Source organism: Lachnospira intestinalis, assembly GCF_040095895.1.
Lineage (GTDB): Bacteria > Bacillota > Clostridia > Lachnospirales > Lachnospiraceae > Lachnospira > Lachnospira intestinalis.
Genome location: NZ_JBBMFS010000007.1, coordinates 142,143 through 163,158, shown reverse-complemented (window position 1 = coordinate 163,158; position 21,016 = coordinate 142,143). Strand labels below are relative to the sequence as shown.

Sequence of the window (21,016 nt, the reverse complement as noted above, 5' to 3'; positions counted from 1 at the left end):
ATATAGTTATCATACGATTTTTAAGTAAAATTCTTTATAAATTAAACCTCGAATAATAAATCACCGTAAGAAGGGAATGGCCAGAAGTCTTTGTCAACAATCATTTCAAGCTTGTCGGCAGGTGCTCTTAAAGCATCCATTGTAGTTTTTACGGTATCTCTGAAGAACTTCGCCTGTTCTTCTACATTGCTGATTTCAGCACCGTCAGCAATAGCCTTTTCCAGTGCAGCAAGCTGTGTCTTCATTTCCTTTAAGTAACCGGTTACGGTAGTTAATAAATCGGCCTGTGTAGAAGCATCGGCACCGGCTTCCTTTACTGCAAGAACAGAGTTTGCAAGTTCTGTTGAGTAAGCGATTACAGCAGGGATTAACTGCTTGCCTGTAATATCAAGCATAGCCTTTGCCTCGATATTGATAGCCTTCGCATAAGCTTCGTACTTGATTTCAGCTCTTGACTTTAATTCTGCTTCTGTAAATACGCCAAAGCTTTCAAACAGCTTAACAGCCTTTGGTGTTGTAAGAGCAGGAATTGCATCAACCATAGAAGGAATGTTTGGAAGACCGCGTCTTTCAGCTTCTGCAATCCATTCATCTGTATAGCCGTTTCCGTTGAATACAATCTTGTGATGGTCTGTGAAAAGCTTTTTAATCATATCATGGCATGCCATGTCGAAGTTATCAGCCTTTTCCAGTTCATCAGCGATTTCTTTAAAGCTTTCTGCAACGATAGTATTTAATACAACATTTGCAGGAGCGATAGAGTCGGCAGAACCAACCATACGGAATTCAAATTTATTACCTGTGAAAGCAAACGGTGATGTTCTGTTTCTGTCGGTAGCATCCTTATTTAAGTCAGGAAGTGTAGAAGCACCGGTCTTTAACTTACCCTTCTGGATTGAGCTTGTAGCATCACCCTTGTCGATTAACTGCATAACAACATCTTCAAGCTGTTCTCCAAGGAACATAGAGATGATAGCAGGAGGTGCTTCGTTCGCACCGAGTCTGTGGTCGTTGCCGACATCAGAAGCAGATTCACGAAGTAAATCAGCATGGGTATCAACAGCCTTCATGACAGCACCGAGTACCAGTAAGAACTGGATATTTTCATGAGGTGTCTTACCAGGCTCTAATAAATTGATACCGTCATCTGTTGTGATAGACCAGTTATTGTGCTTACCGGAACCGTTTACACCTGCAAATGGCTTTTCATGAAGCAGACATACAAGACCGTGTCTGTAAGCAACCTTCTTTAAAACTTCCATTGTCAGCTGGTTGTTATCTGTAGCTGTGTTGCACTGTGCATAAATCGGAGCAAGTTCGTGCTGTGCAGGAGCAACTTCGTTGTGCTGTGTCTTTGCGGAAACACCAAGCTTCCAGAGTTCCTTGTTGACATCCTTCATGAATGCACCGATTCTTTCACGGATAGCACCGAAGTAATGGTCATCAAGTTCCTGACCCTTAGGAGGCATGGCACCGAATAATGTACGGCCTGCGAAGATTAAATCTTTTCTCTGTAAATACTTTTCTCTGTCTACGATGAAGTATTCCTGTTCAGCACCGACAGAAGGTGTAACCTTCTTAGAATGTGTGTTGCCGAATAATTTTAAAATACGTAATGACTGTTCATTAATAGCATCCATTGAACGAAGAAGCGGAGTCTTCTGGTCAAGTGCCTCGCCTGTATAAGAACAAAAAGCGGTAGGAATACAAAGTGTAGCACCTGTAGCATCTTCACGGACAAAAGCCGGTGAAGTGCAGTCCCATGCTGTATAGCCTCTTGCTTCAAATGTTGCACGAAGTCCGCCTGAAGGGAATGAAGAGGCATCCGGTTCACCTTTGATTAATTCTTTGCCGGAAAATTCCATCAGAACTTTTCCGTTTTCCTTTGGTGCTGAAATGAAAGAGTCGTGCTTTTCAGCAGTTGTTCCTGTCAATGGCTGGAACCAGTGTGTATAATGTGTAGCACCCTTTTCAATTGCCCAGTCCTTCATTGCATTTGCAATCACATCGGCATCTGTTAAAGATAATTCCTGAACGCCTGTCATAGCTAATTTGAGGTTTTTGTAGACATTCTTTGGTAAACGCTCCTTCATGACAGTATCGTTAAATACATTTTCACCAAAGATGTCAGCTACGTTAAATTTTTCACTCATAACTTTGTCTTCCTTCCTTTTATTATGTTAATATATTAATAGTAAAATCAAAAAAGGCATTCCAATTTATATGCAGATAAATATGGAACACCTTTGTTCTACTATTTAATTATCGACAGCACTTTGTTTGTTTGCTCTCTGTCTTTAAATAAAATAACGCAAAATGTCTAAGAATGCAAGTTCTTTTTTGTATTTTATTTAAAAATTAAATTAAAAGCACAAAGAATGTCAAAAATCAGTAGGTTAATAAGGCTTCTCCCACATAAGCACCCTGAACGATAAAACGCTTCGAACCGTCAGAGGTACAGGTAGAAAGTGTTACAACCTGCGAAACATCATCAACAGAAACACCGGTATTATAAATTGAAAGTGCTTTCATGGATCTGGCATAATCCTGTAATCCGGAAAGCGTTGAAAAATTAAAGGTGTACGTATCACTGACAGGTTCACTGATATATGCACTGAAAATGCGGTACTGCATGATTTTATTTTCAGTGTAAATATAAAACATGTCGTGGCCTTCCGTATAATAGAAGCTTTCATCATCATAGCGGGAAAGCTTTCCAAACATACTGCCGTTGTGCATATTGTGTCCGTAAATAATGACGTTGGTAGCGGAAAGTCCGCCGGTAATCCGGTAATCCTCAAAAAGACAGCCGTTTTTATTAGCGGTCTTATTAAAGGTGTGGGTCAAATAAAAATCATTATCTGTAGACTGGACCATCGGAAGCCGTACATCAATTGAAGGAATGTAAAGATAGCCAAGTCCTTCGGAATTGATGGAGAGCAGCTGCTTATGGTCATATACAAACGGAATTTCGACTTCTTCATCGTCAAGCGTGACAGAAGTTGGTGTGTCTGTATCTAATACCTGATTTTGAATGGTATCATAAATATCATTGCCTTTTTTGTATTCCCAGAAAATCTGAAACAACATAAAAGCAGAATAGCAAAAGACACATATTGCCGCAATCAAAATAATGCACCGTAAAATAGACGGCTTTGCGGCAACGTCCGCATTTACAGAATCTGAACCGTCAGTGTCCGTAAATGTCTTTTTACCGGAAGATTCCGGAGAAGATGTCTCCTCTCCGGAATGCTCATCTTTTGATAAATCTGCTAAAACGTCTTCGGATTTTTCATTGGAAGTTATCTGTTCTTTATCGTTGTTCATGCTGTATTACCGGAATCAGGCCTTATTTGCAGAACCGAATAATTCGATTTTTTCACGGACAGTTTCTTTGATTGCATCACAGCCAGGTGCAAGAAGCTTTCTCGGGTCAAATCCCTTGCCTTCAAGGTCTTTTCCTGCTTCGATGTACTTTCTTACGGCAGCAGCGAAAGCAAGCTGGCATTCTGTATTGACATTAATCTTTGCAACGCCTAAAGAAATGGCTTTCTTAATCATATCTTCAGGAATTCCTGTACCACCGTGGAGAACGAGCGGCATATCACCGACCTTTTCCTTTACGGCAGCCAGTGTCTCAAAGCTAAGACCCGGCCAGTTGGCAGGATATTTGCCGTGGATGTTACCGATTCCGGCAGCAAGCATTGTAACACCAAGGTCTGCAATTGACTTGCATTCATTCGGGTCAGCACACTCACCCATGCCGATAACACCGTCTTCTTCACCGCCGATTGCACCGACTTCCGCTTCAAGGGAAAGTCCCTTTTCATTACAGATTTTTACAAGCTCTGTTGTTTTTTCAACATTTTCTGCGATTGGGTAGTGGGAACCATCAAACATAATAGAAGAAAAACCGGCTTCAATACACTTGTAGCAGCCTTCATATGTACCGTGGTCTAAGTGCAGAGCCACAGGAACGGTAATATTTAATCCTTCAAGCAGTCCGTTTACCATACCGGAAACAGTTTTAAAACCACCCATGTATTTACCTGCACCCTCTGATACGCCGAGGATAACAGGGGAATTTAATTCCTGCGCTGTAAGAAGAATGGTCTTTGTCCATTCCAGGTTATTAATATTAAACTGACCTACAGCATACTTACCCTCACGGGCTTTTGTTAACATTTCTTTTGCAGAAACCAACATAAATCGTACCTCCTGATATTTTTTAATTTAATATAGGTTGATTATACCGCAAATTGACTGAAAATAAAAGCGGCAATCTCAATTTATAAAGGTTTTATGATGTTTTCAAAATAACAGACTGTTAGTATTGTGAAAAATGTTGTATAATAAATACAAAATCCGCCGGTGAGGCAGAAGGGAGTGCAGGCAATGGGATTATTACAGAGTGTATTATGTGATATTGATTTTAATGACAGTGAGAGTTATCGTGGAACTTCATATCTGCCGTTTTTGGGGTTTATGGTGTTTTTTGCAGGCATGATGATTGCATTTATCGGAATTGTAAAAATATCCAATTCCAGACACCAGTGGAATATTTTCTATGATGAAAGAGACCGTAAAGATTTAAAGTCACCGGCAGTCAACAAAGACCGCAAAACCGGAATTATCATGCTGGTTGTGGGAATTGTGATGATGATTGTTTCCTTCTTGATCCGATAAAAAAACATCGCCCTGGCTAGGGGCGATGAAAAGAGGGAGGAGTTGTTTATTCACTTAAACAACTGGGATTATGAAAAAAATCTTTATTAAAAAAATATTGGCTAATTTCTTAATACAAATGTATTATATGCAGGAAAAGTGAAGAAAACGTGTGCATATTGTTAAGAGATATTAAAAGAAATATGAACAAAATATGAATGCCCGAAAGCTATGAGCCGTGCCGGACGAAAGCTCGAAGCAGAACTGTGCTTGCAAAAAGTTCTGCATCAGGCTTGAGAACGATAACGTGCATGGCGAAGCAGCGAAAGGCATTAAAGAAAAGATGATATAATGATGCGGATTCTTGCTTACACGGATAGCGTATCATATAATAAGTATCATAATATACTAAAGTGTACCTGATGAAGTATCAAGGGGAATGGAGGGAATATGCCAATAACGTACAAATGCCCGAATTGCGGGGCGGCAATGGAATTTGACAGCACGGCACAAAAACTTAAGTGCCCATCCTGCCAGATGGAAATGGATGTACAGGACTACGAAAAGCAGTACGGACATCTCTACAGCGATGCAGAAGCCGGGGAAAACGCACAGTCTGCACAGTCAGAGGGACAAAAGGGTAAAGGCAGCATGAATATGAAAGTGTATCACTGCCAGAGCTGCGGTGCAGAATTGCTGGCAGATGAGTATACATCTGCAACAATCTGTTCATTCTGCGGCAATCCGTCACTGGTGGAAGACCGCTTAAGCGGAGAATTTTCACCGTCATCGGTCATTCCGTTTCAGATTGACCGGGAAGCAGCAAAGAAAATGTATAAAAGCTGGGTAAAAAAAGGGCTGCTTACGCCAAAGACACTGTCAACAGAAAGCACCATTGAAAAAATTTCCGGTGTTTATGTGCCGTTTTGGCTGTATGATTTCGATGCCGAAACCGAGATGACGGCAAAAGCCGAAAAAATCAGAACCGAGCGCCACGGCGATACAGAGTATACATATACAGACCATTTTCACGTATACCGTGATGTAGAGGCACAGTTTGAAAAAGTGCCGGCAGATGCTTCGGAAAAAATGGACGATGATACGATGGATAAGTTAGAGCCGTTTGACTATACGGCGTTAAAACCGTTTGCAATGCCATATCTGTCAGGATATCTTTCAGAACGGTATAATTTCACCGATGAGCAGATGCAGAGCCGTGTCAGAAAAAGGGTAGACCGTTATATTACGGAGATTGCAAGAAGCACAATGCTTGGATATTCGACTGTCAGCGTGTTGGATAATCACATTTCCATGAATAATAAGCACAACGAATATGCACTGCTTCCGGTATGGATGTTAAACTGCCGTTATCACGGAAAAGATTTTAACTTCGTTTTAAACGGACAGACGGGTAAAATCGTAGCAGACCGTCCAATCAGCAAAGGAAAAGCAGCTGCTTACTTTGTAGGAATTTTTGTAATCATGATGATTGTGCTGACATTAGGAGGGCTTGCGCTATGAACATGAAAAAGAAAATGATTTTACTCGTGAGCCTGCTCCTTTTAGCGGCAGCAGTTTTAGGCGGTATGCCGCAGGATGCATGGGCAGATACGCAGTCCAAAGAGTATGTGGTCGATGATGCGGGTTTATTTACCGATAAGGAAAAGGAACAGCTTACTAAAATGTGCCGGAAAGCATCTGATGCCTGCAAGACGGATGTCGTGATTCTGACACAGAGCAAAGGACTGGACGATAAAGAACTGGAAAATGATGTACGCGGCATTATTAATGAAAGCTACGGCTATGATGAAAGCAGTTCGGAGCCGGATGCAATTGTCTATGTCATTGATATGAAGTCACGGGCGGATATGCTGGTTACATCAGGTATTGCAAGAACGACGAAAAGCTTTACGCAGAGTAAATTAGATGCTATCCGTGAAAAAGCGGAAGATAAGCTTTCAGATGGCAATTATTATGCAGGCTGTAAAAAATATATTGCAGGTGTACGCAAACAGCTCGATACCAGCCTTTCTTACAGACTGTCACTGTATCTGCCACAGAAGCTTTTAATTTCACTGGGAGTTGCTGCGGCTGCGGTCATTGCCATGATGTTTCAGGCAAAGTCTAAGATGACAGTGGACAGCAGAACGTATACCAGGAATCATAACTTCAACGTCAGAAGACGTGAAGACCGTTTTATCAATACAACGGTTGTTACACGTCATATTGAATCCAGCAGCAGTTCGGGAAGTTCCGGCGGCGGTGGCGGCGGAGGAAACTCCGGCAGCTCAGGCGGACATTTTTAATTTGAACAGGTATTTTGTGAAATATTAAAAGAATAGCAGAAGCGGAAATCATATTGCGATTTCGTGACAGGGTCACGGAAAGGAGTATGGTTTCCGCTTTTTTGAATACTTTGCCGGGGGGGGGATAATGTATAGACAACTCTAGCCGGAAAATATATAATGAAGTTAATTAAATCGGAATTTGTAAAGGAGATATACAACATGAAGAAAGTCTGCTTAGCGGTTTTGCCAGCTTTAACAATAGTGTTAGAATTATTACCCTTGGGAGCAGTTTGTATTTTTGCAACATCTCCAACAGAAAGAGTAAAAGAAACATTCTCATACTTTAGCCTTACACCGTTTGGCTATGCAAATTTTGCTCCACTTATTACAGCCACACTTACTGTTGCCATCTTCTTACTTTCATTGTTTTCATTGAAGAAGAAAGGTGTTCTCAAAGCATTGTTTGTCCTTTCCATTATTACAGTAGTTATTTCTCTTTTGCCATTGATGTATGGCTTAAACTACTATACCCTTGTAGGAGCCTTTATAACAGTAACACTTGTAATAGAAAGTATTTTGGCTAAGATACAACAAAAGTAAAGCGATAACTTCCAATTTTTGAAACTGAGAAATCGGGATTTGTCGTTTTATTAATTTACATATATGCCTTTTACATAAAAAAGTGTTATTTTAGTTCCGCAACCGTTCGCAACCAAAGAAATATCGTGATAGTTGGTGGTAGCAACCATGAAATTTCGCTATCATGAAGTCACGAAAGGAGGTAATTAAGTGAAATATGATTTTTTAGGAGTTATTGTTTTTGGTATTGTACTGCTAATTGGGGTGGCGGTGATAGCGGCATTTATCACTGTGGGAATTTTCCTCATAAGAGCATTGAGTAGATATGTCAAATCAGGCAATGTCAGAAAAGAAAAGTCCAGCATCAAGAAATCTCTCGGTGAGGTTTTGAAGCAGCATCGTGAAGAGTGTAAGATGACGCAGGAGTTTGTTGCAGAATCTATCGGCGTAAGCAGGCAGGCTGTCTCTAAATGGGAGACCGGAGCATCTGACCCAAGCACTTCCAATCTGCTTACACTTGCAAAATTGTTCAACACTACGGCAGAAGAACTATTACGTGAAGTACAATAAGCGTGTAAAACGGATGTAAGACAACTGATTCATTATAAAGGAAAGGTCTATTAGATATGAAGAATAAAAAGACAAGAAGATTTAAGATAAGATATATCGTTTTTGGATTATTAGGTGTTATGGCTTTAGCGGCACTTGTATTTATGCGTTTTGGAGGTTTTGGCACAGGAGAAAATGTGAATCCAAAAGAGTTTTTAGCTTATGCTGAACCCGTGGAAAATATAACCGTGCCTGAAAGTGCAAAAATAATTGCATTGGGAGAAGCTACTCATGGAAATGCAGAATTTCAGCAGTTGAAGCTGGAAGTGTTCAAGCAGCTGGTAAAAAAGAATGGTGTTAGGGCGTTTGCCCTTGAAGGTGACTACGGCGGTTGCGAGCAGGTAAACCGATATATACACGGCGGTGAGGGGACAGCACAGGAAGCAGCCGCAGCGATTGGATTTTCCATTTATAGAACGGAAGAGATGGCAGAACTTATCTCCTATATGCGCCAGTACAATGAAAGTGCATTGGAAGGCGAAGACCTTCGCTTTTACGGTTTTGATATGCAGAGGCTTTCTTACAGCATGAGGTTTTTGAAAGAATCTTGCAAAGAACTGGAAGTGGACACAACAAACTTGCAGAAACTTGTGGAAGGTGAAAACTGGAGCAGTGAATGCGATTTATCTACTCGAATTGAAACCCTTACACAAGTGAAGAAAGAATTGGAAAGCAAGAACGGTTCGGAAAATGCAATTCACTTTGTAGATATTTTAATGCAGCATTCCGAGCTTCAAACTCTGACAAATGCTGATGGTGCTACATTAAGAGATCAATTTATGGCAGAAAATGTACAGTGGATTTTACAGCAGGAGCAGCGAAATGGGCATGAAAAAATCTTTGTGACAGGTCACAACAGCCATGTCGCAAAATGGGGCAGTTCTGACTCGATGGGTAAACTTCTTTCCAAGGACGCAGCAAACGGTTACTATGTCATTGGTACCGATTTTTATAAAACCCATTGCAATATGCCGACCCGTTCGCCTGAAAAGCGTACAATTCAGGTGTTTTATTCCCATGACCCTTTAGCAAAGGCGGCAAAACTGGCGGGATTTGATATTTGTTGGTTGGATTTTACTAAAGTCCCGGAAAATTCTGAACTGGGTAGGCAGGCTTCTGAATACACCTATATGGGAACACTTGGAGAAAGCTACTCAATCATTATGCGACTTCTTCCTCCAAGTTATCGAATGTTTCAACCTCCTGCGGTGCTTTATGATAGTATGATATTTGTAACGGATGCGAACCCTACAAAAATATTAGAAGAATAACGTATGCAAAACTTCAAGTTTATCAAATCATATAAAATAAAGAACAAATGGAGAACAACACAATGAGCAAAGCAGTTATTTACTATTCATTAACAGGAAATACAAAAGAAGCCGCCAAAGAGATTGCAAGAAAACTGGGCGCAAAATTATTTGAGATCGATTTGGCAAAGCCGCTTCCGCGAAAACCGGCGGCGAAAATGCTTGTCGGCGGAATGCAGTCCACATTTGGAAGAACACCGAAAATAAAAGGCGTTCCCGATAATATAGATTATTACGATGAAATTATATTGGGAACACCCATATGGGCGGGCTTACCGGCATCTCCGGTAAACACCTTTATTAAAAAGTACGGAGTGGCTGATAGAATAAATGCTGTCTTTACATTCAGCGGCGGCGGGGACAATGACAGATGTATTGCACAGTTGTCAAAGAAACTTAAAAATTTAAAAAGTGAAGTCGCCCTCGCAGACCGTCACAGTGATAAGGCAAAGGATAATAAGGAAAAGCTGGAGCAGTTTGTAAAGGATATTAAGTGAGCAGTCTTTCTGAATCAGGGGGATTTTTAAGGCAGTGTGTATTCCCGGATACGTGCTGTACATTCTGGTGTGTGTCTATGGAATAAACGGCGCACGGGTATTGTAAATGTAATAAAAGAAAAAAGGGCGGTACCGTATAGATAAAATGTCTATGCGGTACCGCTTTTATTATACATAAAACGCATACCACCATATGCACAATAGATATTGGACATTCCAGCAAAAAGCTCATCATAATAAAAATGTAAAATTTAAGTAAAAAGCTTGACTTAAAGTGAACTTTAACTATTACACTGAAAAAAAGCCAGACATGGATGCAGTAAAACTATTAAGACTATCAAATCCTGCCAAACAGAATAAAAAACCGGCAGAGTTTTAATGTATCGGATACATTTGAAATTCTGCCGGGTTCAATTTATTAATTTATCAATTTTTAAAATGTGCAATAACGATTAGAGTGTTTCCGGTTCCGGATAATCGACACCGAAAGTTTCAACCGTAACCGTCTTCATAACCTGAGGATTGCGTGGTCTGTCGCTCCAGTCCGTATCGGTTTCGGCAATCTTATTTAAGACGTCAACGCCTTCTGTGAGCATGCCGAATGCCGCATACTGTCCGTCTAAGTGCGGTGCGTTTTCATGCATAATGAAAAACTGTGAACCGGCAGAATCAGGGTGCTGTGCACGCGCCATGGAAAGAACACCCTTTGTATGCTTTAAGTCATTCTGGAAACCGTTGATGTTAAATTCACCCTTGATAGAATATCCCGGACCGCCCATGCCGGAACCTTCCGGGTCGCCGCCCTGAATCATGAAACCTGCAATAATTCTGTGGAAAATTAATCCGTCATAAAAGCCCTTCTTTACAAGGCTGATGAAGTTGTTGACAGTGTTTGGTGCAACTTCCGGATAAAGCTCGGCTTTCATAATATCGCCATTTTCCATTGTAAATGTAACAACTGGATTTTGATTTGCCATAATAATAATTCCTTTCTGAATATCAAGTATATTCGTTATTGTATCCAGTCATTGCATAAAAGTCAACGTAAATTTTTTGCAAATGTACTATACAATGTATCAAAAAATGTGCTATAATACGACACAAAATGAAATAAGTGGAAAAAGGTATTTTGACACTCATATCAATATATAGAAAATGGAGAAAGAATAAAATGAAGGAAAAAATTATTACATTTGGTGAAATTATGCTGCGTCTTTCACCGGAAAACAGTGAGCGTTTTACACAGTGTCATTCGTTTGAAGCCGTATACGGCGGCGGAGAAGCCAACACAGCCGTTTCTTTATCCAACTTTGGTGTGGATGCGGCTTATGTAACTAAGCTTCCAAAACATGCAATCGGTCAGAGTGCAGTCAATGCACTGCGTCAGTACGGTGTGGACGTCAGTAAGATTGTCCGCGGCGGCGACCAGATTGGTATTTATTTTCTGGAAAAGAAGACCAGCCAGAGACCATCAAACGTTATTTATAATAGAAGCGGTTCAGCAATTGCACTGGCAGAAGAAAGTGATTTTGACTGGGATGCCATTTTTGAAGATGCAACATGGTTCCATTTTTCAGGAATCACACCGGCAATCAGCGATACACTGGCTAAGGTCTGCTTAACAGCCTGCAAAAAAGCAAAAGAAAAGGGAATGACTGTCAGCTGTGACTTAAATTACAGAAGCAAGCTCTGGAGCGGTGAAAAGGCAAACAAGGTTATGACAGAAATCTGCCAGTATGTAGATATCTGTATTGCCAATGAAGACGATGCGATTGGTATTTTCCAGCTTGAGCCGGTCGGAGAAGGCACAGAAAAGAACGAGTACATTGCAAAAGAACTCATGAAGCGTTTTCCGTTTAAAATGGTGGCAGCAGTTTGGCGTACAGAAACTTCTATCACAACCTTTAAGTTACAGTCTATGATTTATACAGACGGAAAGGCTTATTACAGCAAAGAATATTTCATGCACATTTTAGATTATATCGGTGCGGGCGATGCGTTCTGTGCAGGTCTGATTTATGCCTGCTTACAGAAGTACGATGCTCAGAAAATGGTTGAATTTGCAAATGCAGCCAGCTGCTTAAAGCATACCGTAAGCGGTGATTTCAACCTTGTTACGGCAGATGAAGTCAGCCAGCTCGCATTTTCTGAAAGCGGAAATGAAGTACAGAGATAAAAAAATTTTATAAACTGACATCAACGCTTGAAGCGTCAGCGGGTGCGCAGCCGGTATCAGCCGTAACCGCAACGTCAATGACACTGCCGGGCGTAGTCATATCAGAGGAAGATGAGGGATTGGATTCGTTGTCTTCCTCTGTTTGTTTTTTATACGGTGTTATGGCATTTGCGGCATCGGCGCGTTCCTCGGCTTTGCGGGCGCGTTTTTTCTTTTTAAGCTGTTTGGACGTCAAAGCGGCTTTTTTCTTTGCACCGCAGGATTCTTCAATCTGTTTTTTCTGACGGAGCAGCTGTTCCTTTTTTAAACGGCTGATTTTTAAAGTCCCTTTATTTTCAATCGCATCGGCAATTTTTTGGGCTTCGGCAATGGCTGTTTTTCCTGCATCTGAATTTTTCATGGCGTTGGCATCGGCGCGTGCGGCACGGATAATGCCGGCAACCTGTGCCGGGGATTTGGCATTTGCCATGCGGATCAGATACCCCTGTGCGGTCATGTTCTTTTTAACGACAATTTTACCGGACTGCGTAGTTTTCTTTTTCGTTCTTGACTGTGATTTCGTTTGTGTTGTTGTAAGGCTGCCAAAGCTGCTGCCCAGTGAATTTATAAAAGCAGATGACATTTGCAGGTCCTCCTTATCTTTGATATTATAACGGTATAAGTTTGTGTTGGTTATTCACCCACCTATGAGCAAGCTCATGTGGGTGAATAACCCTTTGACCCTGATATCATATATATATATTATGTGTATCGGCAAAAAATAAAAAAGATTGAGAAAATAAGAAAGTGGATAAAAAATATGCAGAAAAATGTGCGGGAAATCGCAGTCATCATGCAGGATAAAGAAAAAGAATATAAGATATGTGAAAAACTGCGCAGACAGCCGGAACTAAGGGACTTAAAAATTCTCTGCCGGGAGCAGCTGCAGTCCTTAGGACCGTCTGAAACATTTAATAAGCGGTTGAAACGGTTACAACCGTTGGCGGGGCGGGTGCTTTTAACAGACTTACAGGATACGGAACTGCCCGAAGTTGTAAAAAATATTCCGTCAATCGGTTACGGCTTTGATTACAGGGGTAGTGCAAAATATGTCGTGGAAAATACCGATTCAATCGACAAAATGTACTTGGAAACCGTTTATTGCAGATATTACAGATTTCCCCTTGAGATTGCAGAAACCGACAGGCTGATTTTACGGGAAATGCAGCTTGCGGATTTAGACAGTCTGTACGAGGTCTATGATACACTGCGGGACTGTCCGTATATTGAACCGCTGTATGAAAGGGCTGAGGAAGAAGAATTTACAAGACAGTACATCAAAAATATGTACGGCTTTTTCGAGCATGGTTTGTGGCTGGTGATCCGTAAGGAAGATAATAAAGTCATCGGACGGGCGGGGATTGAAAACCGCGAAATTGACGGAGAATTACAAAAAGAACTGGGCTATCTTATCGGAAAGCCGTGGCAGGGCATGGGGTATGCCGCGGAAGCGTGCCTTGCAATTCTTGATTATGTAAAGGAGCGAGAGCTTTGCAGTCATTTATTTTTATGCTGTCATCAAAAAAATATTCCGTCAATCAGCCTCGCACAAAAACTGGGATTTACAGTTTATGCGGAGGATATTGACGGAATGAATCTGTATGTTTGCAGTATCAATTAACGGAATGAATCGGTACTGCTGCAGTATCAACTTATAAGTCGAATGCGTAGCGGATAAAGGCGACAGCATTTTCTAAGTTCGGCGCGGTTACAACGATGCCGTAGCACGGATTATCCATGGTAAAGTCCGTTTCGGTCTTGATCTTGGTATCGGTTAAATCCAGTGCAATCGGAATTTTTGTACCGTCTTCTTTGGTATAGTAAATGATTTTACCGGCTAAGGTTTCCAGTTCCTTATCGGTTAAAACTTCTCTTAAATCCGTTAAAAACGGCTCTTTATCCGTAGAGAAGTAATCGATATAATCAGGACTTGCGATATAACCGTCAATCGAGCCGGTGGATGCCAGTGTGTAGATTTTCTGCTGGCTGGCGCTGACGTCCTGGTCTAAAAGTTTTGGAATTAAGGAATAGTTGTAATCACATTCCACACGTTCCTTTTTGCCGTCAATGCCAAGATATCCGGTAAAACCGGTCGTAATGGCATCGGTTCCGGTATCGTAGCCGGTCATTTTGCCGTCAATGATAACCATGCTGAAAGCGGTTGTATAATTGTTACGCTGAAAAGAGATGACAAAGCTTACAACAGCAATGATTACAAGTACTGCCGCAAGCATAAAATATTTGTAATATTCCCAGATATAGTGGACTTTTTCGGAGAAAGTCAAATCTTTAAACGGAGTCATCTGTTCTTTTACAGGTTTCTTTTTAAAAAATGGCTTCATAGTACTCCTTTCTGCAAATGTTTACAGTTTCGTTTTGAAAGACATTAGTCAGTGTAACATAAATTTGTATAAAAGGCACTTGCTTTTAGAAATATTTAATGAAAAAGTAAGAAAAATGCTTTGCTTTTTCGACAGTATCCATATATAATCATACATGTTATCAATACAGAGAGTGAAAGGTAGAAGAATGGGCGTATTTGACATAAACGGTAAATTTTTTAAGACACTCACCAAAGCCGGTGATTTTATTATTCTGACCCTGCTGGCGATGGTGTGCAGTATTCCGGTTATTACAATCGGTGCATCGCTGACGGCGGTGTTTTATGCGGCTTTGAAAATGGCAAGAGATGAAGAAGGCTATGTCTGGAAGGAATTTTTTAAATCCTTTAAGCAGAATTTAAAGCAGAGTATTTTGATTGAACTGATTTTAGCAGCGTTTGCGGCAATCCTTCTGGTAGACATTAATGTCTGTGCAAAATGGGCAGCAGACGGCGGCGGTACGCTGGTACAGCTGCTGATGTTTGCGGCAATCGGTATTTTAATTGTGCTGGCGGCGGTTGTGCTGTATGTATTTCCGGTGCTTGCAAAGTTTGACAATACCGTATTTGCAACGATAAAGAATGCACTGGTGCTTTGCATGCACCATCTGCCACAGACCATCAGCATGATGATTGCTACATATGGACTGATTTATTTTACAATGCAGTATGTCGGTATCATGTTTATATCGATTCCATTGATTTTTTATATTGATTCATTTATTTTTTCAAGAATTTTGCAGCAGTATGTGAAAAAAGATGAAGCGGATACAGATGAGCTGTAAGTAAAAGTTAAAATGTAGTGAAAATGAAAGCAGTAAAAGACCAAAATAAAAAGTCCCGCAGGATTGGGTAGTATCCTGCGGGACTTTTTTTGGAATAAAATATTCCGTCTATATCTGTACGGTTATGGGATACAGATAACGAAAATAATATACAAAAAGGGGATAATTACTCTGTCGAAACAGTCTGTAATTATCCCCGTTGATAATCGTAAAATATATTCTGTTAAAAAAATGTACTATAATGCATCAACACCGCGCTCGCCGGTACGGATACGAACCGCATCGCAGACATCGTAGACAAAGATTTTACCATCGCCGTAAAGACCGGTATTAATTTCTTCAATAACTAAATCAATAATCTTTTCTGCGGTATCATCATCGACAATCGTTTCAACCTTAACCTTCGGAAGCAGGTTACCGCCAAAATCAACACCGTTGTAAGCTTGTTTATGCCCTTTCTGGCTTCCGTATCCCATGATATTGGTAATCATCAGACCGTGTGCATTACAGCTGTTTAAAATTGTCTTTAAATCGTCAAGACGCTCAGGTCTTATAATAATTTCAAGCTTTTTCATTTCTAATCTCCATCTCTATGTGCTTATTTTATCTACAACAGCTGTATCTGTCAATGTGGTACAGACAGAAACGAAGAATGTAAATACAGCAATTGCCTGCACTTATTTTTTTGAAGCTTTTTCTGCGGAAATGTCCATATGCTTTGTAGGAAGACCTTCCATATAAAGCTGCTTACAGGCAGTCAGCATGGTTGAACAGTAGTAAATGGCACAAATGCCGGAACCTGCACCGACAAGAATCGAGGCAAGGGAAATATTGGACATAAATGCGATATAATGAATAAATACCAATGCACCCAGCAACAGCCATACGATTCTGAAAGAACGTGTTGTGGCAGATTTTTCCTGAAATTTTGCTTCTAATATGATGGCTTCTGTAAAATAATAAGTAAAGTAAATTGTAAAAATAGTAGAAAGACCGGCAGCCATTGTGCGCATCTGGGAAGCGCTGTCACCCCAGTCCTTAAAAAGTAGTGCCTGACCGATAACGGCGGCAGCCGTTCCTAAAATAGCGGCAAGTCTTGCTTTTTTAAATAACACATTACGTGGGGCAAGCGGTAAAATACCAATGACAATCAGGATAAAGCCGATGACGTCAGAAAAGACATCAATCGTGGCATTGCCGACCCGGACATAGAACTGTAACACAAGCAGTAAAATGCCAATTAAAATCAGTGAAATATTTTTTTTATTCATACGTTTTTAAGAGCTCCTTTCGATATGCTAATAATCTATTTTACTGGAAACAAAATGCAGGGTCAATGTATTTGACGGATTTTAGAGAAATTTTATGGCGCGTTGGTTGTGAAGTACCGGTCGATATGCTAAAATAGGGCAAAATATGGATATTAAATGCGTAAGACGCTTAATAATGATAGAACGGAGAAGCTTTAAGGTTATGCTTGAATGGTCAACACCTTCCATTTCCGATGGTGACTGGATTCGGAAAATAATTGCGGAATCAGGAAATATGGGCAGTGATGTTTCATTTGCCAATATGTATCTGCTTCGTGAAAAATATGACATACAGATTTGCAGTTACAGAGGCTTTTTACTGCGGCACTACAATGGCTATTACGGAAGAAAGGGATATACCTTTCCGATAGGCACAGGCAACCCGGAAAAAGCACTGCAAGCATTAAAAGAGGATGCAAAAAAACGCAGGGAGCCGCTGTGCTTCTGTCTGCTCACGGAAGAACAAAAGCAGATGTTAGAGGAGTTTTTCCCGGATACATTTGTATTTGAGAGCAATCCGGGGGACAGCGACTACATTTATTCGCAGGAAGAACTGGCAAATCTGGCAGGAAAGGCATTTCATAAGAAGAAAAATCATTTTTCAAAGTTTGTAAGGACGTATCCGGAATACCGCTTTGAGCAGATAGGCGCGGCAAACTGGCAGGATGCGGTGCTTGTGGAAGATATGTGGTATTATGAACATTTGCAGGAAGAAGACGAGTCGCAGAAAAAAGAATATGCGGCGGTCAAAGAAGCGCTGGAGCATTTTGAACAGTTAGAGCTTTCAGGCGGGCTTTTATACGTCAATGATACACCGGCGGCGATGACGGTTGCTTCTTATATTAATGAAGATACGTGTGATATTCATTTTGAAAAGGCGGTCGGTGAATGTGTGACAAATGGTGCATATGCGGCGATTAACAGGCTGTTTGCACAGACGTTAAACTGCACATGGCTGAATCGCGAAGAAGATATCGGAATTGAGGGGCTTCGTAAGGCAAAAATGTCCTACCATCCTAAAATGCTGGTTAAGAAATATAATGCACATTTAAAAACACAGGACATTGCAAAATAAATCTGCGGGTCTGATTGGAAAGAAGGAGAGAAAATGCTTTCAAAAGTTTTGAAAAAAGAAACGTGTGCCGAGTGCCGTTTCTGCTGTTCGTTCAGAAGATGCAGTCTTTGGGAAACACCACTGTTTCCGAAAGAGGTTATGGATTCACTGGAAAAGAAGGGCAGTCCGGTTGTGTTTAAAAAGCAGACGGTTTCGGGAAAAGAATACGGTCAGATGGATTTAACAGGGAAATATCGTACGCAGGATTCCGAGGAGGAAGCCGCCTGTGAATTTCTGGATGCGCACAAGGGCTGTACGTTAAATAATGAAGAAAAGCCGTTTGATTGTAAAATATGGCCGCTCCGGATTATGAAGGAAAATGAAAAGTATGTCATTGCACTGACACCGACCTGTCCGGCAATTAATCAGGTGCCGCTGGAACAGATGAAGGCGTTGGTTGAAGACGGACTTGGAAAAACCATTTATGAATATGCGAAGGAGCATCCGTACATTGTAAAGGAATACCGGGAAGGGTTTCCGGTTTTGATGACATTTTAAAAAATAACAAAGAAATAAATGCTGGGAAGCCGCATGAATACTGGAATTGCAAAAAAATAACAAAAAATTTCGAAAAAAATGAAAAAAGTGCTTGCATTTTGTTTTTTGTTATTATATAATACATCTTGTCGTTACGACATACGGCAAACGACATTGGGCTTTCGCCAAATGGTAAGGCACTGGATTCTGATTCCAGCATTGTGGGGGTTCGAGTCCCTCAAGCCCAGTCCTTTATCCCTCGCATGATTGCGAGGGATTTTTTGCATTATAGAACTATTTGTTTCGGAGCAAAACAAATAGCTATGATGGCAGATGAGAAATCGCTTTCGCGAATTTCTCATCGCCGCTTCGCAACAAGTTGCTCAGAATGGAGATTGGTGTGAAAATCCTTAAATCTAAGATTTTTACACAACAGTTTTGTGCCGCAGGCGTCACAAAACTGTCCTTATCGCAGAACTGAATAGATTCAGTTCGCGATTCCTCCGGCATTAAAATGCCTGCGGAATGGAGATTGGTATGATTGAATTAGGAAAAACACAATGTTTGAATGTTGTAAAAATCGTAGATTTTGGTATTTACCTTGGTACAGAAGAAGATAAAGTTTTACTGCCAAAGAAGCAGGTTCCGCAGGATATTGAAGTGGGCGATGCACTGACGGTTTTTGTTTACCGTGATTCCAGTGACCGTCTGATTGCGACGACGAAGACACCGAAGCTGGAACTGGGACAGATTGCAAAGTTAAAGGTTTCGGAAGTTGGTAAAATCGGTGCATTTTTAGACTGGGGACTGGAAAAGGATTTGTTCCTTCCATTTAAAGAGCAGACAACGCATGTGGAAAAAGGTGATACCTGTCTGACGGCACTTTATGTTGATAAGAGTAACCGTCTGGCAGCAACCATGCGCGTATATGATTATTTAAGCTGTGACAGTCCATATGTAAAAGACAGCGCCGTACAGGGAACAGTCATTGAAATTAACCCGGATTACGGTGTGTACGTAGCGGTAGATGACCGTTATTTTGGCATGATTCCGAAAAATGAAGTATTCGGAAAGATTCAGATAGGCGATACAATTCACGGCAGAGTATCGAAAGTGCGCGATGACCATAAACTGTCAATCAGTCTGAAACAAAAAGCCTATATACAAATGGATGAAGATTCCAGTATAATATATCATGCAATTGAAAAAAGAGGCGGAAGTCTTCCTTTTACAGATAAAGCAGCGCCTGAGATTATCAAAGCCGAATTTGATATGAGTAAGAATGCGTTTAAACGTGCGGTCGGGCGTCTGTTAAAAGAAGGAAAAATTGAGATTGCAGAAAGCTGTATCAAGCTGAAAAAGTAAAAAGGAGAGAAAGTATTATGCAGAAAGTTATCAGTACAAAGAGAGCACCGGGGGCAATTGGACCTTACTCACAGGCAATTGAAATTAATAATATGGTATTTACATCAGGTGTCATTCCTGTAAATCCTGCAACCGGTGAAATTGCAGAGGGTGTGGAAGCACAGGCAGAGCAGGCATTTGAAAATCTTTGCCATCTGGTAGAAGATTCAGGCTCTAAGGTAGAAAATATTGTAAAGACAACCGTATTTATCAAGGAAATGAACGATTTTGGCAAAATCAACGAAATTTATAAGAAATATTTCAAAGAACCGTTCCCGGCACGTTCCTGTGTAGAAGTTGCAAGACTGCCAAAGGACGTTTTACTTGAAGTTGAAGCGATTGCATGGAAGTAATCTATGTGTAAACGAATTAACAGATTTATTCCGGTACTTTTTGTAAGCAGTATTGTGCTGACGATTCTTGCAGGAGCTGTTATTGCGGTAACGGGTGTGAATATACCGCTTTGGGGCAGTTATCTTATCAGTCAGGCAATTGTACTGCTTCCGGCACTGGTTTACGTAGCAGTCCATAAGATTAATATTATTGCGTGTATGCCGTACCGGAAACTGCGGATATCGGACGGACTGTTAAGCCTGCTGATTGGTTATACGCTGATTCCGCTGATGTTATTTATCAACAGTGTATCAGGACTGTTTTCAACAAATTATGTGCAGGGATCTGTGCAGGAACTGGTTGCATATCCATTTTGGCTGCAGCTTCTGATTATTGCAGTACTGCCTGCGTGTGTGGAAGAATTCGTTTTCCGTGGATTGATTTATCATTCTTACAGAAAAAATGGAATTTTAGGGGCAGCGGTGCTTAGCGGATTGGTCTTTGGGCTGATGCATTTGAATATCAATCAGTTAAGTTATGCGGCGGTAATGGGAATTATATTTGCACTGCTTGTAGAGGCTACAGGCTCTATGTATTCTTCAATGCTGGCACATTTTGCAGCGAATTCCTATTCGGTGATTCTGATGCAGCTGGTGTCAATGACATCAGGCGGCAGTGAACTGCTTGAACAGAGTGCGCAAGCAGCGGAAAGTTCAATGAACAGTGTGCCGGTGATTATTGCACAGCTTGTGATGCTTGGACTTGTGGCGGCAGGGTTTTTAGGAATTGCCTATCTGCTGTTTAAAAAGATTGCAGTCAGAAACGGACGATGGGAGTATCTGAAAGAACAGCTGCATAAGGGCTTTAAACCGCAAAACGGCGAGCGTTTTATAACACCTCCGCTGATTGCAACAGTTGCGGCGGCACTTGCATATATGCTTTATATAGAATTTATATAAAGTTTCCGGATGAAAATGCTTTGGATAAAAATATTTTGGGGACAGTATTGTGATAGAAATGTCACGATATTGTCCTTTTCTGCGAAAAGAT

At 40.9% G+C, this 21,016-nt stretch carries 23 protein-coding genes and 1 tRNA gene; 16 read left to right on the top strand and 8 right to left on the bottom strand.

The window, feature by feature from the left end; translation table 11 throughout:
• Positions 1–41: 41 nt before the first annotated feature.
• From WMO37_RS09730 to fba, 3 genes are all read right to left on the bottom strand, one after another.
• Positions 42–2,153: a glutamine synthetase III family protein gene (locus tag WMO37_RS09730; RefSeq protein WP_349154894.1), complete on the bottom strand. Its 2,112-nt coding sequence runs from the start codon at positions 2,151–2,153 to the stop codon at positions 42–44.
• A 235-nt stretch (positions 2,154–2,388) separates the two neighbouring features.
• Positions 2,389–3,327 (bottom strand): class B sortase, encoded by a 939-nt coding sequence (locus WMO37_RS09725; protein WP_349154893.1) that lies wholly within the window; start codon positions 3,325–3,327, stop codon positions 2,389–2,391.
• A gap of 15 nt (positions 3,328–3,342) precedes the next feature.
• Entirely contained in the window at positions 3,343–4,206 is an 864-nt protein-coding gene (gene fba / locus WMO37_RS09720; RefSeq protein WP_022431119.1) for a class II fructose-1,6-bisphosphate aldolase, read from the bottom strand.
• A gap of 189 nt (positions 4,207–4,395) precedes the next feature.
• Between fba and WMO37_RS09715 the strand changes: the two genes are divergently transcribed.
• The 7 genes from WMO37_RS09715 to WMO37_RS09685 all read left to right on the top strand — a co-directional run bounded on the left by WMO37_RS09715 (position 4,396) and on the right by WMO37_RS09685 (position 9,948).
• Complete coding sequence (locus WMO37_RS09715) at positions 4,396–4,686, top strand: hypothetical protein (RefSeq protein ID WP_227089992.1); 291 nt, start codon at positions 4,396–4,398, stop codon at positions 4,684–4,686.
• Between the two features lie 429 nt (positions 4,687–5,115).
• Complete coding sequence (locus tag WMO37_RS09710) at positions 5,116–6,186, top strand: TFIIB-type zinc ribbon-containing protein (protein ID WP_349154892.1); 1,071 nt, start codon at positions 5,116–5,118, stop codon at positions 6,184–6,186.
• On the top strand, positions 6,183–6,971 hold the full coding sequence (locus tag WMO37_RS09705) for a TPM domain-containing protein (RefSeq protein WP_349154891.1): 789 nt from the start codon (positions 6,183–6,185) through the stop codon (positions 6,969–6,971). Before WMO37_RS09710 ends, WMO37_RS09705 begins: the two co-directional genes overlap by 4 nt.
• A gap of 159 nt (positions 6,972–7,130) precedes the next feature.
• The gene (locus WMO37_RS09700; protein WP_349154890.1) at positions 7,131–7,553 is read left to right on the top strand and encodes a hypothetical protein; all 423 of its coding nucleotides are present in this window, start codon (positions 7,131–7,133) and stop codon (positions 7,551–7,553) included.
• Between the two features lie 189 nt (positions 7,554–7,742).
• Positions 7,743–8,102 (top strand): helix-turn-helix transcriptional regulator, encoded by a 360-nt coding sequence (locus WMO37_RS09695; RefSeq protein ID WP_014078281.1) that lies wholly within the window; start codon positions 7,743–7,745, stop codon positions 8,100–8,102.
• Positions 8,103–8,158: 56 nt separating this feature from the next.
• Positions 8,159–9,412, top strand: coding sequence for an erythromycin esterase family protein (locus tag WMO37_RS09690; RefSeq protein ID WP_227089996.1), 1,254 nt, complete (start codon positions 8,159–8,161; stop codon positions 9,410–9,412).
• 62 nt (positions 9,413–9,474) lie between these two features.
• Complete coding sequence (locus tag WMO37_RS09685; RefSeq protein WP_022432550.1) at positions 9,475–9,948, top strand: flavodoxin; 474 nt, start codon at positions 9,475–9,477, stop codon at positions 9,946–9,948.
• Between the two features lie 452 nt (positions 9,949–10,400).
• On the opposite strand, the gene WMO37_RS09680 is transcribed toward WMO37_RS09685, so the two are convergent.
• On the bottom strand, positions 10,401–10,925 hold the full coding sequence (locus tag WMO37_RS09680; RefSeq protein WP_227089998.1) for a peptidylprolyl isomerase: 525 nt from the start codon (positions 10,923–10,925) through the stop codon (positions 10,401–10,403).
• Positions 10,926–11,119: 194 nt separating this feature from the next.
• On the opposite strand from WMO37_RS09680, the gene WMO37_RS09675 reads away from it, so the two are divergent.
• Positions 11,120–12,124, top strand: coding sequence for a sugar kinase (locus WMO37_RS09675; RefSeq protein ID WP_022432552.1), 1,005 nt, complete (start codon positions 11,120–11,122; stop codon positions 12,122–12,124).
• Between the two features lie 7 nt (positions 12,125–12,131).
• Here the strand turns inward: WMO37_RS09675 and WMO37_RS09670 are convergent, their stop codons facing one another.
• On the bottom strand, positions 12,132–12,746 hold the full coding sequence (locus WMO37_RS09670; RefSeq protein ID WP_227090000.1) for a hypothetical protein: 615 nt from the start codon (positions 12,744–12,746) through the stop codon (positions 12,132–12,134).
• Between the two features lie 177 nt (positions 12,747–12,923).
• Here WMO37_RS09670 and WMO37_RS09665 point away from each other — a divergent pair, with 177 nt between their 5' ends.
• Positions 12,924–13,784, top strand: coding sequence for a GNAT family N-acetyltransferase (locus WMO37_RS09665; protein WP_349154889.1), 861 nt, complete (start codon positions 12,924–12,926; stop codon positions 13,782–13,784).
• A 31-nt stretch (positions 13,785–13,815) separates the two neighbouring features.
• On the opposite strand, the gene WMO37_RS09660 is transcribed toward WMO37_RS09665, so the two are convergent.
• Positions 13,816–14,505, bottom strand: coding sequence for a hypothetical protein (locus WMO37_RS09660; RefSeq protein ID WP_022432554.1), 690 nt, complete (start codon positions 14,503–14,505; stop codon positions 13,816–13,818).
• Between the two features lie 187 nt (positions 14,506–14,692).
• Between WMO37_RS09660 and WMO37_RS09655 the strand changes: the two genes are divergently transcribed.
• Complete coding sequence (locus WMO37_RS09655) at positions 14,693–15,328, top strand: YesL family protein (protein ID WP_022432555.1); 636 nt, start codon at positions 14,693–14,695, stop codon at positions 15,326–15,328.
• 236 nt (positions 15,329–15,564) lie between these two features.
• Here the strand turns inward: WMO37_RS09655 and WMO37_RS09650 are convergent, their stop codons facing one another.
• On the bottom strand, positions 15,565–15,903 hold the full coding sequence (locus tag WMO37_RS09650) for a P-II family nitrogen regulator (RefSeq protein ID WP_022432556.1): 339 nt from the start codon (positions 15,901–15,903) through the stop codon (positions 15,565–15,567).
• Positions 15,904–16,005: 102 nt separating this feature from the next.
• Positions 16,006–16,599 carry a hypothetical protein gene (locus tag WMO37_RS09645; protein ID WP_227090003.1) on the bottom strand — a complete coding sequence of 198 codons (594 nt, stop codon included), beginning with the start codon at positions 16,597–16,599 and terminating at the stop codon, positions 16,006–16,008.
• A 202-nt stretch (positions 16,600–16,801) separates the two neighbouring features.
• Here WMO37_RS09645 and WMO37_RS09640 point away from each other — a divergent pair, with 202 nt between their 5' ends.
• From WMO37_RS09640 to WMO37_RS09615, 6 genes are all read left to right on the top strand, one after another.
• Positions 16,802–17,713, top strand: a complete 912-nt coding sequence (locus tag WMO37_RS09640) for a DUF2156 domain-containing protein (RefSeq protein ID WP_349154888.1) — start codon at positions 16,802–16,804, stop codon at positions 17,711–17,713.
• Between the two features lie 33 nt (positions 17,714–17,746).
• Positions 17,747–18,250 (top strand): hypothetical protein, encoded by a 504-nt coding sequence (locus WMO37_RS09635; RefSeq protein ID WP_022432559.1) that lies wholly within the window; start codon positions 17,747–17,749, stop codon positions 18,248–18,250.
• A gap of 154 nt (positions 18,251–18,404) precedes the next feature.
• Positions 18,405–18,477: transfer RNA gene (locus tag WMO37_RS09630), tRNA-Gln, on the top strand.
• Between the two features lie 289 nt (positions 18,478–18,766).
• Positions 18,767–19,594 carry a CvfB family protein gene (locus WMO37_RS09625; RefSeq protein ID WP_022432560.1) on the top strand — a complete coding sequence of 276 codons (828 nt, stop codon included), beginning with the start codon at positions 18,767–18,769 and terminating at the stop codon, positions 19,592–19,594.
• 17 nt (positions 19,595–19,611) lie between these two features.
• A complete protein-coding gene (locus WMO37_RS09620) occupies positions 19,612–19,986 on the top strand; it encodes a RidA family protein (RefSeq protein WP_022432561.1) in 375 nt (124 codons plus the stop codon).
• Positions 19,987–19,989: 3 nt separating this feature from the next.
• The gene (locus WMO37_RS09615; RefSeq protein WP_022432562.1) at positions 19,990–20,925 is read left to right on the top strand and encodes a CPBP family intramembrane glutamic endopeptidase; all 936 of its coding nucleotides are present in this window, start codon (positions 19,990–19,992) and stop codon (positions 20,923–20,925) included.
• The last annotated feature ends 91 nt before the right edge of the window (positions 20,926–21,016 follow it).